The organism is Tenacibaculum sp. SZ-18 (assembly GCF_002813915.1).
GTDB lineage: Bacteria > Bacteroidota > Bacteroidia > Flavobacteriales > Flavobacteriaceae > Polaribacter.
The window spans coordinates 1929233-1946905 of sequence record NZ_CP019335.1 but is presented as its reverse complement, the minus strand read 5'-3'; the positions used below and the strand labels follow the sequence as shown (position 1 = coordinate 1946905).

Annotated in this window: 12 protein-coding genes; 11 read left to right on the top strand and 1 reads right to left on the bottom strand. The window is 29.3% G+C overall.

Annotated elements, in window-relative coordinates:
• Positions 1 to 412 precede the first annotated feature (412 nt).
• The 10 genes from BTO06_RS08755 to rpsU all read left to right on the top strand — a co-directional run bounded on the left by BTO06_RS08755 (position 413) and on the right by rpsU (position 15374).
• The gene (locus tag BTO06_RS08755; protein WP_157811787.1) at positions 413 to 1447 is read left to right on the top strand and encodes a hypothetical protein; all 1035 of its coding nucleotides are present in this window, start codon (positions 413 to 415) and stop codon (positions 1445 to 1447) included.
• Positions 1448 to 1506: 59 nt separating this feature from the next.
• Positions 1507 to 2550, top strand: a complete 1044-nt coding sequence (locus BTO06_RS08750) for an efflux RND transporter periplasmic adaptor subunit (RefSeq protein WP_100924937.1) — start codon at positions 1507 to 1509, stop codon at positions 2548 to 2550.
• Between the two features lie 133 nt (positions 2551 to 2683).
• Positions 2684 to 2989, top strand: a complete 306-nt coding sequence (locus BTO06_RS08745) for a hypothetical protein (RefSeq protein WP_100924936.1) — start codon at positions 2684 to 2686, stop codon at positions 2987 to 2989.
• 62 nt (positions 2990 to 3051) lie between these two features.
• Positions 3052 to 4050, top strand: coding sequence for a hypothetical protein (locus BTO06_RS08740; RefSeq protein WP_100924935.1), 999 nt, complete (start codon positions 3052 to 3054; stop codon positions 4048 to 4050).
• A 4-nt stretch (positions 4051 to 4054) separates the two neighbouring features.
• Positions 4055 to 7087 carry an efflux RND transporter permease subunit gene (locus tag BTO06_RS08735; RefSeq protein ID WP_157811786.1) on the top strand — a complete coding sequence of 1011 codons (3033 nt, stop codon included), beginning with the start codon at positions 4055 to 4057 and terminating at the stop codon, positions 7085 to 7087.
• Positions 7071 to 8411 carry a TolC family protein gene (locus BTO06_RS08730; protein WP_100924933.1) on the top strand — a complete coding sequence of 447 codons (1341 nt, stop codon included), beginning with the start codon at positions 7071 to 7073 and terminating at the stop codon, positions 8409 to 8411. The genes BTO06_RS08735 and BTO06_RS08730 overlap by 17 nt, the downstream gene beginning before the upstream one ends.
• A 220-nt stretch (positions 8412 to 8631) precedes the next feature.
• Positions 8632 to 9048 (top strand): hypothetical protein, encoded by a 417-nt coding sequence (locus BTO06_RS08725; protein ID WP_100924932.1) that lies wholly within the window; start codon positions 8632 to 8634, stop codon positions 9046 to 9048.
• Between the two features lie 15 nt (positions 9049 to 9063).
• On the top strand, positions 9064 to 14097 hold the full coding sequence (locus BTO06_RS08720) for a DUF4132 domain-containing protein (protein WP_100924931.1): 5034 nt from the start codon (positions 9064 to 9066) through the stop codon (positions 14095 to 14097).
• 72 nt (positions 14098 to 14169) lie between these two features.
• Entirely contained in the window at positions 14170 to 14886 is a 717-nt protein-coding gene (locus BTO06_RS08715; protein ID WP_100924930.1) for an NYN domain-containing protein, read from the top strand.
• A 296-nt stretch (positions 14887 to 15182) separates the two neighbouring features.
• On the top strand, positions 15183 to 15374 hold the full coding sequence (gene rpsU, locus BTO06_RS08710) for a 30S ribosomal protein S21 (RefSeq protein ID WP_100924929.1): 192 nt from the start codon (positions 15183 to 15185) through the stop codon (positions 15372 to 15374).
• Between the two features lie 152 nt (positions 15375 to 15526).
• On the opposite strand, the gene mnmE is transcribed toward rpsU, so the two are convergent.
• Positions 15527 to 16927 (bottom strand): tRNA uridine-5-carboxymethylaminomethyl(34) synthesis GTPase MnmE, encoded by a 1401-nt coding sequence (gene mnmE, locus BTO06_RS08705; RefSeq protein ID WP_100924928.1) that lies wholly within the window; start codon positions 16925 to 16927, stop codon positions 15527 to 15529.
• Positions 16928 to 17119: 192 nt separating this feature from the next.
• On the opposite strand from mnmE, the gene BTO06_RS08700 reads away from it, so the two are divergent.
• Positions 17120 to 17455 carry a DUF4870 domain-containing protein gene (locus BTO06_RS08700; protein ID WP_100924927.1) on the top strand — a complete coding sequence of 112 codons (336 nt, stop codon included), beginning with the start codon at positions 17120 to 17122 and terminating at the stop codon, positions 17453 to 17455.
• The last annotated feature ends 218 nt before the right edge of the window (positions 17456 to 17673 follow it).

Here is a 17673-nt window from a genome sequence, read left to right as displayed (position 1 = left end):
AAAAATAACTAAGGCTAATAGGTAAAAGAACTAAATAGAGAGAATTGTAAAGAATAATTAATAACATATAATACTATTTTTATTTGAAAAAGTTATGATAAAGAGTATTTAATCGATTTTAAGAAAAAGAATAAAGGATTTCCATTTACAGTAGCGTCAAATATAAATTACAGTTTATTTAGAATTAACGAAAATGGCGATGGTAATTTATACAGGTTAAATAAAGGGAAGAATTTGTACCCTTTTTTTTTGGGATGAACAAAAGGAAGAAATTTATATGTAAAGCTTAAATAATGAGTTTGATGAATTAAATGGGGTAACAACTTTATATAAAGGTAAACTGAATTAAAAACTAACCATGATAAGTTCTAATTTTCAAACTTTTATAAGTATAGCTCAACTATGCTTTATTTTGTGTTTCGTAATAATTGGTTGTAAGAATAGTTCTAAAAGTAATAACCCGTTACCATCCAAAGAAAAGTTATTAATAGGAGAAATTATTTTTGAGAACAAGTATAATGTCCAAAACGTATACTTCTGTGACGATTATATAGTAGTCAAAAATATAGCGAATAAGGAAAGTAGTGTGTTTAGCGTTTATAAAAATGATGTAGCATTAACTCATATTTCCGATTTCGGAAGAATAGGGAATGGTCCTAATGAGTTTGAAAGCGAAGTGTATTGTACAACTCAATTTGATGTAAATAAAGAAGGAAAATTCTTTTGGGTTTATGAAATGAATAAGAATAAAGTAAGTCAAATTGATTTAACAGAAACTATTCGGAAAAAATCTATTGTTGTTAAAAAGTCTGTCAAACTAAAACCAGAACTATCTTTAAAAGAAATGTTCTATGTAGAAGAAAATAAAATTATAGGTAACCCTGATAATTTATCGTTGAGTATGGATCAACTAGTCATCTTTAATGATAAGACAGGTATCGTTGAAAAAAGACTTCCATTTGCATTCAATGTGAATAACGAAAGAAGCAACGATATAAACTTTACACAACAGAATTTTAATACACTTTTTGTTAATAATTTAAGGTTTAATGGAAAGAGAAATAAACTAGTTTCAGGTATGGTAACTCTTGATAGAATTGATATTCTTAATCTTAATGGAACCATTAACAAATCAACAGAAACTGAAAATATTGATTTTACTAGTCTTCAAGAGAACATAAAAAACACAAGGATTTATTGTTCAGATTTATATGCAGGTGATGCATATATTTATGTCTTATTCAGTGGTGAAAAAATGAACAAGTACTTCGAAGAAAGTACACCAACCAAAGTGAAAATATACGATTGGAACTTAAATTTAAAGCATGTTTTAAAAACCGAAGAATCTTTAAATTTTATTACAATTAATGAAAAAACTAAAACGTTAATAGGTACCAGTAGTACACAAGAGAAAATCGTAAAATACAATTTAGAGAATATATTATAGTTCTTGAAATTGTCTTAATATTTTATGAACTTCTCGTTATATTCGCAAAAAAAATAACAATGTTTAAAAAAGTTTACCTCCTAATAATTTTAGCATTAGTTGCTTGTGGGAAAGAAGAAAAAATTTCTCAGGAAGAAGAAAGTCAATCGAAAGTGGTTAGCAAAGGAACTTCAGTAGAAGTTGTAAAAGTTTCAGATTCAGTTTTCAATAAACAACTTTGGGTAAATGGAAAAATTGAGGCTGTTAAAAAAGCAGAACTTCGTTTTCAATCTTCTAATCAATTAATGTCTTTAAAATCTGCAAATGGTGATTATGTGAAACAACATCAAATCATTGGAGTTTTAGAAAATAGTTTACTAAAAAACAACGTTCAAAAAGCAACAATTGAACTTCAAAAAGCACAGAATAAACTTGCAGAAGAAAAAATTAATTATGGCCAACACAACATTACTCCGAGTATTTTAAAAAACTTAGAAATTAAAAGTGGAGTTATTGAAGCAAGGAATAATTTAGAAAGAGCTAAAATAGAGTATGATCAAACTTTTTTAAAGGCTCCGTTTTCAGGAATAGTGGCGAATATTGAAAAGAGAGAAGGAGATTATATCGGAACGGCTGATGCTTTTTGTACGGTGATTAATCCAAATGCATTAGAAATTTCGTTTTCAGTACTAGAAAACGAGTATCAATTTGTAGGCAAAAATCAAGAGATTGAAGTCCGAGGTTACAACGCTAATCAAAAATTATTTAAAGGAAGGATTACGGAAGTAAACCCGTTAGTTGATGAAAATGGTTTAATAAAAGTTACAGCTTCGATAACTGATAAAAATACAGGATTATTAGATGGAATGAATGTAAAGGTTTTAATTAATCAACCTTTGTATAATGTAGTGGTTATACCAAAATCAGCATTGGTGTTAAGATCGAATAGAGAGGTAGTTTTTACCCTGGAAAATGACTTAGCTAAATGGAATTATGTGGAAATAGCAGGAGAAAATAGTGATAGTTATGCCATTAATAAAGGAATAAAAAGTTCTGATAGTGTAATCATATCAGGGAATTTAAATTTAGCACACGATGCCAAGGTAAAAATAGTTTTGCAGTAATTGTAAAAAAATATATATTTGCAATGCTAAGAAAATGAATTTAAAAAAATTGCGTGCCTTTTTCTTACTTTTTTAAGGATAATTTGTTAATCGTGTGTATGCGCGCTATGCACATATATTAAATTTTTATAAAATGAAAAAAATAATTTTCAGTTTAGTAATGTTAGTAGGTTTTGCGTTAAGCACTATGACAGTTCAATCTTCTTTTGCTCAAGAAAATAATGGAGGAACACCTATTACTCATGAGAATTCACAAGTAGGTGGCGGATCAGGTAAAGTTGATTGTACAGCAACAGCGGAATGTCTATGGTGGGACGGCAATAAATATGTTAAATTCGGAACCGTAACTTGTAACGCAGAAGGAGAGAATGCAAAATGTGATTCTGGTTTTGGATGGGTGAAGTGTGATGGTAAGAAATCAGAATGTGATCTTAATTAGATATGGAATTGCTTCATCGAATTATAGATGAAGCAATTTTTTAACAATTTATTAATTTTGATATGAGACTACTTTTTATTGCTCTTTTCTTTGTTTTATTTCAATCATGCAAGAGTGAAAATTCAAAAGAAAGAAATTTTAAATTATTAGAAAGAATAACTAGTATTGAAAACTATGACGATGAAGGTTTTTTTTCAGATGTAAGATGTATGACTTTTAACAACAATCATCTTTATTTTACTGATTATGGTAATTCCGAGTTATATAAATATTCTAAAAAGAATTTCAAATTAGACAAAGTTATAGGCGGCTACGGAGATGGCCCTGGTGAATTTAGAGGGATACCTTATTTTTTTATAAGTGATAATCAGAAATTATATTTAGAAAATGATTATAAGAGAAGTATAGAAATATTTGATGAAGATAATGCTTACGAAAAAACTAAAAAACTTCCAGGGTTGTACTCAAATTTACGATACGGATATAGATTTTTTATGCACAAGAATAAGTTTTATTCAACTCATTCTAGCAGTCTAAAACCAATTTTTGAGTTTAATCTAATAAATGACTCCGTTCGGGTTGGTGGTAAACCATTTAAATTCGAATATGAAGCTCAGAATAGAATGAGAAACAATAATCATGTTTTTAAGTTTAACAAAAATATAATTACTGTTTCGGATAATATGCCAATAGTTAGATTTTATGATTTCGATTTTAAACTAAGAAAAGAAGTCTCTTTGGAACATTATCCTGAAGTCAAGAAAACGATGGATTATATTCGCCTTAAAGAGTTGGAAACAGATGACTCAAGTTTTTATGTTCTTATTCAGGATGCATATTTATTTTCTGATAAATTGTATTTATTAATATCTTCGTATGAACCCTACTCTAATAATAAAATTATAGTTTTTAATGTTAAAGAAGAGGGAGATCTAGTTTATGATAAAACATTTTATCTAGATCAAAAGTCAGATTATAAATCAATAGCCTCAGATAACGAAATATTGGTGGCATTTAATACAGAAACTACTTTTGTTGATATATTTGATTTAAAAATCTAATCCTTTGGTAAAGTTTCTAATCAACCGACCAATAGCAGTATTCATGACAACTCTAGCATTTTTGTTGCTGGGTGTTGTCGCTTCTAATCGCATTCCAACTTCATTAATGCCAGATATTGCTATCCCTGAAATTACAGTTCAGGTGAGCTATCCTAACAATACCGCTAGAGAGTTAGAAACTAACGTAATTCGTGCATTGCGAAATCAATTACTACAAGTAAGTAATTTAAAAGATATTTCTTCAGAAACTAGAGATGGTTTTGCTACATTAAAGCTAAAATTTGAATATGGTACAAATACGAATTTGGCATTCGTTGAAACCAATGAAAAAGTAGATGCTTCCTTAAATTCTTTACCAAGAAACTTAGATCGCCCAAAAGTAATTAAGGCTTCTGTAACCGATATTCCAATTGTAAATTTAGCGGTTACTTTAAAAGAAGAAGTTACATCAGAAAACTTTCTAGAACTAAGCGATTTTACAGAAACTGTTTTAAAAAAACGAGTTGAGCAATTACCTGATATTGCCTTAGCTGATATTTCAGGAATTACCAAACCGGAAATAGTAGTTATTCCAGATGTCCAAAAATTACAGAACCTTAAGATTAGTAGCAATGAATTAATAAATGTTATCAAACAAAACAATTTTGAGTTTGGTAATTTATTAGTTCAAAACGGAATTTATCAATACAATTTCAAGTTCAATAATCCTTTAAAAACCAAAAAAGATTTAGAGAATATTGATATTAAAATTGAAGAAAAACTTTTCAAGTTAAAGGAGCTAGCACAAGTTAAATTACAACCAGTTAAAGATAGAGGTTTAGTATATGTTAATGGAAAAAGATCAATAGTTTTAGCCATTATAAAACAAGCAGACGCAAGAGTTTACGAGTTAAAAGAAGCGCTAGAAAAAGTAACTGAATCTTTTAAAATAGATTATCCAAACCTTGAATTTACGACTAATCAGGATCAAACAAAGTTATTAAAACTTTCTATTGATAACTTGAAATCAAGTTTATGGATTGGTAGCTTTTTAGCAATTATAATTATGTTTTTCTTTTTGAAAGACTTAAAATCTCCTTTAATTATTGCGATTAGTATTCCAATTTCTCTTGTTGTTAGTGTATTATTTATGTATTTCTTTGGATTGTCAATCAACATTATTTCGCTATCGGGGCTTATACTAGGCGTAGGAATGATGATTGATAATGCCATTATTGTTATTGATAATATTACACAAAAACTTGAAGAAGGAAATGATTTATTGAATGCTTGTATAAAAGGAACCAATGAAATAATTACTCCTTTAATAAGTTCGGTATTAACCACTTGTTCTGTGTTTTTACCATTACTTTTTTTAAGTGGAATAACGGGAGCGTTATTTTATGATCAAGCACTTGCGGTAGGAATTGGACTTTTTTCTTCTTTATTAGTCTCAATTTTGTTGATACCAGTTATTTATAAACAGCTAAAAAATAAAGAGTTTTCTCTAGAGAAAAAATTAGAGTTTAATCTTCGTACTCAAAATGTTGAAAATTGGTATGAAAAGGGCTATCATTTTTTCTTTAGGAATAAAGGAATTGTATATGGTGTCGCTTTATTGTTTACGGGTATTGCCATAGTATTGTTTTCAATAATGCCATATACGCAACTACCAAAAATTAATCAGAATGAAGCGATTTTGACGATTGATTGGAATGAAAATATTACTGTTCAAGAGAATCAAAAACGAATAAATGCTATTCTAAATAAAGAGAAAACAATTCAAACTAGATTTTCTCAAATTGGAGAACAACAATTCTTGCTGCAACAAGAAAACACTAAAAGTTTTTCAGAAGGTGTAATCTATATTAAAACTAAAACTGTTAATGAACTTGAAGAGTTAAGAAAGAGCATAACAAAAAGTTTAGTGAAAAATTTTTCAAAAGCTTCTTATAGTTTTGATGAACCGAAAAGTATATTCCAGTATTTGTTTGGAGGCGAAAAGAGTAACTTGATTGCACAAGTTTCTTCTAAGAGTTCTTTAGAGTTGCCGTCAGAAGAAAAATTACCTAAGATAAATTCACTGCTACAAGGATTTTCAAGTGAGGAAATACCTTTGAAACAAACAGTATTTATAGAAATATTACATGAACAAGTATTGCTGTATGATGTTTCGTATGATGATTTATTAAATGAACTAAAGGCAACTTTTAACCAGAATTTTGTAGATAACTTAAAAACAGCACAGAAGTTTATTCCAATCATGCTTAATTATGAGAGTAAGGAGTTTGAAAGTATGATTTCTGGGTTATTTGTTAAAAACAAAAACAAAGAATTAATTTCAGTTCGAAATTTGGTCAAAACATTTCCAGCGGAGCAATATAAAACCATTACCTCTAATCGAAATGGAGAGTATTTAGCGTTTAATGTTAGCGATAATTTAGAAGCAGAGAAAAGTATTAAGTCGCTTCAAAAAAGTTTTACATCTAACAATGAACTTAACCTTCGTTTTAGCGGAAATTATTTTGACATAAAAGCATTAGGAAACGAGCTGTTAATAGTAGTTTTTGTTGCTGTATTATTGTTGTATTTAATTATGGCCGCTCAATTTGAATCCTTATGGCAACCGATAATCATTTTATTAGAGATTCCTATTGATATTGGCGGAGCATTATTGCTTTTATGGTTGTTTGGAGGAACCATAAACGTAATGGCAGCGATTGGGATTGTTGTAATGAGTGGAGTAATTATAAATGATAGTATTTTAAAGTTGCATACTATTAACTTATTGAGAAAAGAAGGAAAGTCTGTAAGTGAAGCGATAAAATTGGGAGGGAAACTTCGTCTAAAGCCAATTTTAATGACATCATTAACAACAATATTAGCACTTTTACCTTTTCTTTTTATCGGAGGTTTAGGAGCTAAGTTACAAAAGCCATTAGCCTTAACGGTTATTGGAGGAATGCTTATAGGAACATTTATTAGTTTGTATTTTATTCCATTAATGTATGCTTTATTAAGTAAAAAAGAAGTCCCAAATAATGATGAGAATTTTTAGAACTCTAATAATTGGAGTGTGTTTTTTCAATGTTTTTTTTGTCAACGCTCAAAAGAAATGGTCGCTTGAAGAGTGTGTTGTGTATGCCAAAGAGCATAATATAGATGTATTAAAACAAAAAATTAGATCGGAAGTACTAAACAGTGATGTAATAATAGCCAAAGGAAATTATCTGCCAGATCTTAGTTTTACGTCTTCTCAGAATTTTTCGCTAGGGAATTCTTTTAATGTTTCTACTGGAGTTGGACAAAGAGAAAGTAGTTCAAATAGTTTTAGTTTATCATCTTCATTAAATGTTTTTAATGGATTTGCAAACAAATATAAATTACAGAGTGCTAGATTAACTAAAGATAAATCAGATTCAGATATCGATAAAATTAGATTTGATCTTGCATTAAATATTACGAATAAATATTTACAAGTACTTTTTAATAAGGAGATTGTTAAAGTTGCTGAAGAACAATTAAAAATAAGTACAGAAAACTATAATCGATTAAAGGAACTTTATAGTAATGCACTTACAGGAAAAAGAGAATTACTAGAAATTGAATCTACTTTGGCATCTGATAAAAGAGAGAAAATTATCGCTGAGAATACGGTTCGAAATAGTTTAATTGAATTACAAGAATTGTTAGATATTCAGCAAATTCAAGATTTCGATATTGAAGAAATTATTGTTGAAGATGTTTCCGTTTTTAATGTAGATGTCGTTGATGATCTAGTTGAAAATATTCCGCAGATAGTTTCTTCAAAATTAGATATTGACATCAAAAACAAAGAATTAAAAATTGTCAGAACTGGATTTTTACCAAGACTTAGTTTGAATTACTCGTATAGTAGTAATTATTTTCACATTATAGGAGAGGATGATGTTGTGGAGAATCAACAAACTGGAGAGTTGATTCCAAATGGGTTTTGGACACAATTAGATAATAACAGAACTCATTTTATTAGTATTTCTGCTAGTTTTCCAATATTTAATAGATTTTTGAATAGAGAAAATTCTAAGAAAGCAAAGGAGGAAATTAAAATTGCCAAGCTTGATTTATTAAACAATAAACAAGTTTTGAAGAATAAAATTAAGTTGGCAAAGAATGATGTAATTGCATCAAAAGCGTCCTTAAAATCTTCGGAAAAGGCTTTAATAACTCAAAAAGAAGCTTTTAATATTTTGTCACAACAATATAAGAATGGTAATATTGGAAGTTATGAATTCTTAGAAGGCAAGAATAAGTTAATTAAAAATTCATCTGAGTTTATTAAAGCGAAGTTTGAATATTACTTTAAAACAAAAGTTTTAAGTTATTACTACAAGCAAAATTAAAAGTTAAAATAGGAGCTAAGTTTTGTTTGACTTAAGACGAGCATGATTAAATTTATTTTGAGTAACTTATAAAACTTCATATCAATAATAGTCTGTTACGTTTACCACAGTAACAATGTAAATAACCCTTTTGAAAAGACAAAAGAGTAAAATTATCAAAAGTTTAAGTATTGTTTTGATATCTTATTAAAGTTATATTTACATACCATATTATCAAAAAATGGATGAGCTAGAAATACAATTAAAGAGGCTAGGGAAAAAGAAAATTCTACGACAGAAAGTAATCTTAACAGGTAATATCAAAACACTTGAGGACTTAATTATTCAGTTGGTTACGCATAATGTAAACAGTTTCAACAAAGAAATAGAAAAAAATAAAGTTTTATCATTTTTAAGTCCAAGTGAAATTCATAATCAATCAATTACTGGCAAAATTGGTTTTGGAGAAATAGAAAATGAAACCAAAGCCAATATTAACAGTAGTATAGAAAACGCGTTACAAGCTTTCGAAGATGGTATTTACGCTGTTTTTATTGATGATGATGAAGTACAAACGTTAAAAGAACTATTAGCGATTAAGGAGTCTTCTTCGATCACATTTATTCGAATGACATTTTTAACAGGTACTTATTGGTAATAAAAAAATTGAAAAATGATTAAACAAGAAAAAGCATTAAAGTTCATTGAAAGTTTTAAAAGAAAGGAATTAATAGCTTCTGATTTAAGTTTCTTCAGTAAGAAGTATCGTGCGTTAGGTTTACTTATCACGAAATTATCTGAGGCTTATGAAGAAAGCAAATATGTAGAATTAAAAATTAAGCCTTATGAAGATGCATTTGGAGTGGATTTACAAACAAATCCGTGGAGAACTGGTGAAGGAAAAAAGTTAGCAAGAATAGTTTTTGGGAAGCTACATGAAAATCACATTGCAGATATATGGGATTTAATTTTAAAAACTCCTTATCAAAATGGCTATAACAGAAGATCTTTTAGAAGTAAAGCTACTTCGGAATATACAGTAAAACGAATCAGTTACTTACAAGATTTGTATAATTCAATGAATTATGGATTTGGAAATCTAACTGTTTATCAGATAATTCAGTACGATGTATATGCAGATACTTATTTTACAAATCATTCGTATTTGTTTGCGGCGTATCTAAATGATGAGAATTATACCGATCGTTTGTATGAATTAATTCAAGAAATATTTCAAGGAGAAGAAGAAATTGGAGGTGTAACACGAGCAATTGTAAAAGGATTGTTGTTAACTGAACGCAAAGAAAATTGGATTCTTGTTGAGAAATTATTGTTGGCGGCTCAACGACAAGAGGGCTTGAGGCAAACGATTTTAGAAGCATTAGACGAGACTTCACTTGGAGCATTAGAATATTTTATAAGCGTTATCCTTGATAATGATTTAACAAGATTTAGTAGTGTAATTCGTGCTGTTGATACTTGGTTTGGTTTTGGTTGGGAAGCTCCAAAAGGCAATACAATTAAGAAAGTATTAAATTCTACTTTATCTTATTTCAAAGATGAAAGAACAGTCGAAAGTGCCCTTAAGAGTAAAGATAATTTAGAGGTTTATTCAGCTTTATGGTTTATAGGTTTAGATGATGCTGACAAGGCAAATTTAAAAGCAATTGAACTCATAAAGTCAGGAAATAAGGAAAAGAAAGTTTTAGCCTCTATGTTTATGAGTGAAACGAGAAGAACTCATTCTTCTATTTTACCTTGGATTGATGATAATTTTGGAAATGATTTAGAACTTGATTATTGGTTGTTAAAACTCATTCCAATTCGAACTGATCTTCCATCAGTAGTATTTTCCAAAGCTAAAAGTTACGGAGAGAATTTACCTAGTAAAGGGACAATATTTGAAGGTTCAGTTTTTAGCTGGTATTCATTAACAGTAAAACCTGATTATTTCTATAATTATTTAGTACATCACGCAAATAATGATCAGTTAAAATTACTAGCAGAAAATTTAAGTGTTATTACTTCAGAAGAGAGAAGTAATTTTATAAGAAAGGTTTTTCCTGAACATTACACTTGGTCTTATTACTATAATAAAGAAGAGAAAGTTCCAAGAGTTAACTTTTCAAAAAGTAAGTGGAAGAAAGAGTTAGCGTTCCAGGCTATTAAAGATAGAAATGAGTCTGTAATGGGAACAGGTATTCGTTTGTTTGAATCTATGGATTTAGATAGAAATGATATTTCTTCTTTAGAAGAATTGCTAGCACGTAAAAATCGAAATCTTAGAGAAAGTATTATTACACTAATTTTAAAACAACCTCAAAATTCAATCGTTCAGAGTACCACAAATCTAGTTGAATCGAAAAAAGTAGATCAACGGTTAGCTGGACTAGAAATTCTTTCTGAATTGCAGGAGAAAAATTCTATGTTACCATTTATAGAGGAAAGAATCAATTTGTATCAGCAACGTCCGAAAATCTCGAAAAATGAGCAAGTCTATCTAGATAAATTTAAGAAAAAGGGAAATGCGTATAGTTTTGAAAACGGATTTGGAGCTATTAATTATCATAATTTAAATCCACTAATTGTTCCTCAAGTAAAATTTCAGCCCAAATCTGGTTCTACCTTTGCAAAAATAGTTTCAAAACTCACTATGAAACAGGAATTTTTGTTCAAGGAGTTTATAAATGAAAAGAAAATTACAGAGGCTATTAATGCTCTTGTGGATTTATATGAGAAGCATAAAAACTTTGAATATGAAGTTGTGAATAGAGAAGGTGATAAGCAAATTGTTTTATTGTCAACGGGACATATACAGTTTACAAATCACAAGGCTTATGACATAAATGATCAAACCGAAAGAGTTAAATATTTACCACTGTATAAAGTATGGAAAGAATGGTATGACTCATCTAACTTAAATGATTTTGAACTGTTAGCTGCAATTCATTATTGTGATAATTATCCTAATCAGTTTGGTGTAAGGTCATTCTTTGGAGATTTTTTTAAACAATATATTCCAGAGTTAAAAAACCTCAAATTAGTGAAATCTTATACATGGGATAGCTTAAATAAAAAGGTATTAAGCATTTTACAGTTTTTATTCACCGCATTCGCCGATCATGAAACAGTTTTAAGTTTCAAAGTTGATTTGCTAGAAGATATGATAGCGAAAATCCCTAAAGATTTAAAAGCAAAAGTAATTACGGAACAATGGAATAATAGAAAATCTAACTGGAGTAAATTATTAGAACATGAAGCTCCATTTGTTAGTAGAATAGATGATTATTTTAAAGATTTTCCAGATAATACAACATTAATGCAACGTTATTGGCGTCTTAAAATGTATTTAATGTATGCTACAATCAGTTATCCTAAAAAACCAGAGAACAGTAGCCAAATCGCAAAAATTAATACTCATGAAATAGAATTTAATACACCATCTGCTTGGTTAACAGCGAAGCTGCATAAAAATGAGTTGATTAATGATCATGATTTCAAGTATCAACTTTTAGTAAATGAAGATTTATTAAGAGCAGTTGAAAATGTTACTAATAGATATTACAGTCCAGTTGATAAGGAAGACATTCCAATTGGAGTTTTCGATTCTCTAAAAACCAATTTATTAGCTGTTGAATTAGAAAGAGGAGATATTCCCACTGAGGCAACTGCTTTTGTAAATAATTTAGGAACTGTCAAAGGAACAAACTATTTATTCGAGTTATTAAATAGATTGGGAAAAGAAACTTTTCATCGTGGATATTATTGGTCTAATTTACCATCAAGAAAAGAAAGCTTTAGCAATCTTATAAAGAAAACGCTACCGGATGAGAATGATACCTTAGAAGATTTTATTTCAGCTGCAAAAATTTCAGAAATAACAAAAAAACGTTGGATTGAAACTGCAATGTATGCACCTCAATGGTCTAATTGGATTTCAGTGTATTTAAAACTTGATAAGTTAGAAGGAGCTGTTTGGTGGTTTCACGCACATACTTCCGAATATATGAATGCGGAAAAAGAAACCATTGTGGCTAGATACTCAAATATTAATAAATCAGATTTTTTAAATGGAGTAATTGATATTGATTGGTTTAATGATGTTTACACTGATTTAGGTAAGCAAAATTGGAAGCTTTTGCATGATGCTGCTAAATATATATCAACAGGAAATGGACATCGTTTGGTAAAATTATATTCTTCAGTAATGTTAGGTGAGGTTAAAATTCGCGAAACATTAGCTAAAATTAAAGAGAAGAGAGATAAGGATTATATAAAAGCGTTCGGTTTAATTCCATTGAGTAAAGCCAACAAAAAGAAAGACTTATTAAATCGATACAATATTCTTCAAGAATTCTTAAAAGAGAGTAAACAATTTGGAGCTCAGCGCCAGCAAAGTGAGAAAACAGCTGTTGAAATTGGTTTAGATAATTTAGCTAGAAATGCAGGTTATGACGATAGTATTCGCTTTTCATGGGCAATGGAAGGTGAAGCAATTCAAAAAATAATGGAGAACGCCATTGTTGAAATTGATAACATAAAAATTATTCTGTTTGTAAATGATGATGGTAAAGCAGAATTGAAAGTAGTAAAAGATGGAAAACAGCAAAAATCGATACCAGCAAAAGTAAAGAAAGATAAAAGTGTTTTGGCACTTCAAAAGAACAAATCTTATATCACGAAACAGTATAAAAGAACATTAAAATCTTTAGAAGAGGCAATGATGAAAGGGGAGGAGTTTTTGGCTTCAGAAATTCAAGAAATTGCAAAACATCCTGTTGTAAGTGTGCTAATAAAAAAGTTGGTATTATTTAATAAATCAAATAAAACATTTGGTTTTCTTGTTGAGAACGGACTTAAAGATTGTGAAGGAAAGACAATTCAATTTGGTTCAAGTGATAAAATTTTGATTGCACATCCATCGCATTTATATCAAAATGTTGTTTGGGATTTATATCAAAAGGGGATTTTCGATCAAAATTTGAAACAACCATTCAAACAGGTTTTTAGAGAATTATACATTTTAACACCTGATGAAATTGAAAATAAAACGAAATCTTTTAGATATCAAGGACATCAGATTCAACCTAATAAAGCTATTGCATTGTTACGTTCACGAGGTTGGACAGTAAACCATGAAGATGGCTTACAAAAAGTATTTCATGATAAAGGATTTATAGCTTCAATCTATGCAATGGCGGATTGGTTTTCTCCTTCAGATATCGAGGCGCCAACCATTGAATTTATAAGTTTTTATTCTTTAAAAGAATATGAGAATATACCATTAAAAGATATCGACCCAATTATTTACAGTGAAATCATGCGAGATGTTGATTTAGTTGTAAGTATAGCTCATGTTGGAGAAGTGGATCCAGAAGCAAGTCATTCTACATTAGAAATGAGAGCTGTATTGGCAAAAGAAACCGCCAGACTTTTCAAAACAAAGAATATAGAAGTTAAAGAAAGGCACATTTTAATCAATGGGAAATTAGGAGATTATAGTATTCATTTAGGTAGTGGTCAGGTTAATAAAAACGGGCTGGCTTTATCGATTATTCCAGTTCATAGTCAGCATCGTGGTCGTTTGTTTTTACCGTTTTTAGATGATGATCCGAAATCAGCCGAAATCATTTCTAAAATGAAGTTACTTTCTGAAGACAATAAAATAAAGGACCCTACAATTTTAGCTCAAATTAATAGGAATTAACTGAATTATAGTTATATAATTCTTATTAAGTAATGTCGTTTATAAGAGTATTTGTATATTAAAAGAAAACAAATGAATAGCAACTTAGCAGTTTTAATTGATGGAGATAATATTTCATCCAATTATATTGAGGAAATGATGGAGGAAATTACCAAATATGGTAATCCTACAATTAAAAGAATTTATGGTGATTGGACCAGTCCTAATTTAGTGAAATGGAAAAATTTACTGCTAGAAAATGCTATAATACCTATTCAACAATATGCATATACTAGAGGAAAAAATGCAACAGATTCCGCAATGATTATTGATGCAATGGATATATTATATAGCGGAAAGGTGAATGGTTTTTGTTTAGTTTCAAGCGATAGTGATTTTACGAGACTAGCAACGAGGTTAAGAGAAGCAGGAATGCAAGTAATAGGAATTGGTGAAAAGAAAACACCAAATCCTTTTATTGTTGCTTGTGATAGGTTTATATATATAGAAATACTTAAAAAACGAACTGAAGAAAAAGTTGAAAACAAAGAATCATCTACAGATAAAATTTCTAAAAAAGAAATTAATTTAATCGTTTCAAGTATTAATGATTTGTCAGATGATGATGGTTGGGCATTTTTAGGAGATGTAGGTAGTTTAATTCAAAAGAAAAGACCAAATTTTGATTCTAGGAATTTCGGATTTGATAAACTAACTCCGCTAATTAAATCAATCGGTAAATTTGAAATAGAGAGAAGAGAGAACCAAAAAAATAAACACAAACTAATTTATGTTCGAATAAAAAAGTAGTATTTAGGTGTATTCTTAACATTTTTTTAAATAAAATAAAGGAAAATCTATTTTATTCTAGATTAAAAACATACCTTTGAAGCCGATATAAATGCATAGATTAAATTTCAACAAGGGTTTTAGTTAAATTTCATTTCTTCAAAACGATTATAACGGACTTATCCTATTGCACTTTAATTTTCAAGTTATATAATCACATAAATAATAAGTTAAAACTATTAACTATTTATTTTGAGTTAAGAATTATAAATATCCTGTTTTTACAATGGGATTTAATAAAATAAAATATACCATATATGTTAATAATAAAAGTTAAGGACGGAGAAAACATCGATAGAGCATTAAAACGCTACAAAAGAAAACACAGAGATACCAAGTTAATGAGAGAATTAAGAGAAAGAAGAGAGTATACTAAAGAATCTGTGAGAAGAAGAGCGGAAGTGAAGAAAGCTCAATACAAAGAAAGATTATCTTCTAGTAACGATTAACAAAACATGTTTTATGAGTCGTTTTGACTTGTGAATCATTTACAATATCTAAAACTTCTCCAAAGACGTTTGGAGATTTCTTTTTCATAGCAATTTTCCCACTCAATCTTTGAGTGGGTTTTTTATATTTAAAAATTCATTGATCGTTTTAATTACTTTCCAATACAAAAGTTAGAGAAAATATGACCTAGGATATCTTTATCCACATCATATTCACCTGTGATGTTTCCTAAATGACGTAAACATTCACGAATATCGATAGCGAATAAATCAGATGAAATCCCTAATTCAATTCCGTTGGCAACAGAATTAATGCTTTCTAAGGCATTGGTTAAAGCTTCAAAATGACGAGAGTTCGTTACAATAGTTTCATTATTACTTAAAGCTCCCTTATTTACAAGTGAGGTTAATTCATTTTTTAAAGTATCAACTCCAACTTTTTGTTTTGCAGAAAGTAACATACTATCTGGTAGCAAATATTTTAATTGAGTAATCGATTCTTCAGAAAGCGAATCTATTTTATTCGCAATTACAAGAACCCTTTTATTAGAAAATCGTGCTTTAACTTTTGTAACTTCAGAAAGTATTATCGAAGATTTTGTAACTGCTTTTTCTGCATTAACCAGTAAAATAACTAACTGCGCGTTATCAGCTTTTTCATATGCTTTTTGAATTCCAATGCTTTCTACAACATCTTCAGTTTCACGGATTCCTGCAGTATCAATAAACCGGAATGCAACTCCATCAATAATTAATTCATCTTCAATTGCATCACGCGTGGTGCCTGCAATATCAGAAACTATGGCTTTTTCCTCATTCAACAGCGCATTTAATAATGTAGATTTACCAACATTCGGCTCACCTATAATAGCAACTGGAATTCCATTTTTCATTGCATTTCCAAATGCAAAACTATCTATTAGTCTTTTTAATACTGATGAAATTGTATCAACTAAAGCGTTAAACTTAGTTCTATCGGCGAATTCAACATCCTCACCAGAAAAATCTAATTCTAATTCGATTAATGCTGCAAAGTCTAATAATTGTCCGCGTAAATCTTTCAATTCATTTGTAATGCCACCCCGCATTTGTTGAATGGCCATTTGATGTGAAGCTTCTGAATTAGAGGCGATCACGTCAGCCACAGCTTCCGCCTGACTTAAATCCATTTTTCCATTTAAAAATGCACGCATAGTAAACTCACCATTGTCTGCCATTCTACAACCATTCCGTAAGAACAATTGCAAAATTTCTTGTTGAATAAATATAGATCCGTGACAAGAAATTTCTACGACATTTTCTCCTGTATATGAATTTGGATTCTTAAAAACCGAGACTAATACTTCATCAATAATTCGTTCATTATCCATAATATGGCCTAAATGAACAGTATGAGTTTTCTGATCTAATAAAGACTTGTTTTTTCGGACAGAACTAAAAAATTGACTAACAATTGTAATAGCATTTTCTCCGGAAAGTCTAATTACAGAAATAGCACCAACTCCAGATGGAGTTGCTAAAGCAATTATTGTATCGTTTACGGTTGTTTGCAAATCTAATATTTTTGCAAATATAATGAAGAGTTAGTCAGTCTCACCATGAAAATATTTCTGAATTTGAAATTAATTTATCTTGATTTTCAACGATATTTTATTCTTTTTTCAGTAGAAAACACTAAAACTGGATTAAAAATGTAACAAAACTGAAAAAAATGAGTCTTAAATGTATAACTAATCACGAAAAAAATGCGAAGAGATAAACAATTACTTGTAATTACACATTTAAGCCAATTATTAGATTTAGTATCTGGAATTGGTGGATTTTTAGTTCCCTTAATATTATGGGCAATAAAGAAAGATGAAGTTTATGGTATGGAGGAACACGGAAAGGCGATTCTAAATTTTAGAATTAGTATGTTCATATACGTTTTGCTATGCATACCGCTTATTCTATTATTTGGTTTAGGAATTCTTGGATTTATGGTGTTAGGGATTTTCTATCTAATTTTTCCAATCATAAATGCTATAAGAGCCAGCAATGAAGAAGAGCCAAATTATGCATTTAGTATATCATTTTTATAAATGAAAATTTATTTGAATTAATGAGAAGCTCCCAGAAATGGGAGCTTTTTATTTTAGGAGTAACTCAACCATGTTAAATTAAAAAAGGCGAGTATAAATTTTTTACTCAATTACATTTTTCAGTTAAAATAGGATCACATGAAGATGAAATAGCTTTATTACCTTTTTTAGTGAAGGAAGAGCTTATCATCACGAATAAAAGTTATCTGTAATATTAT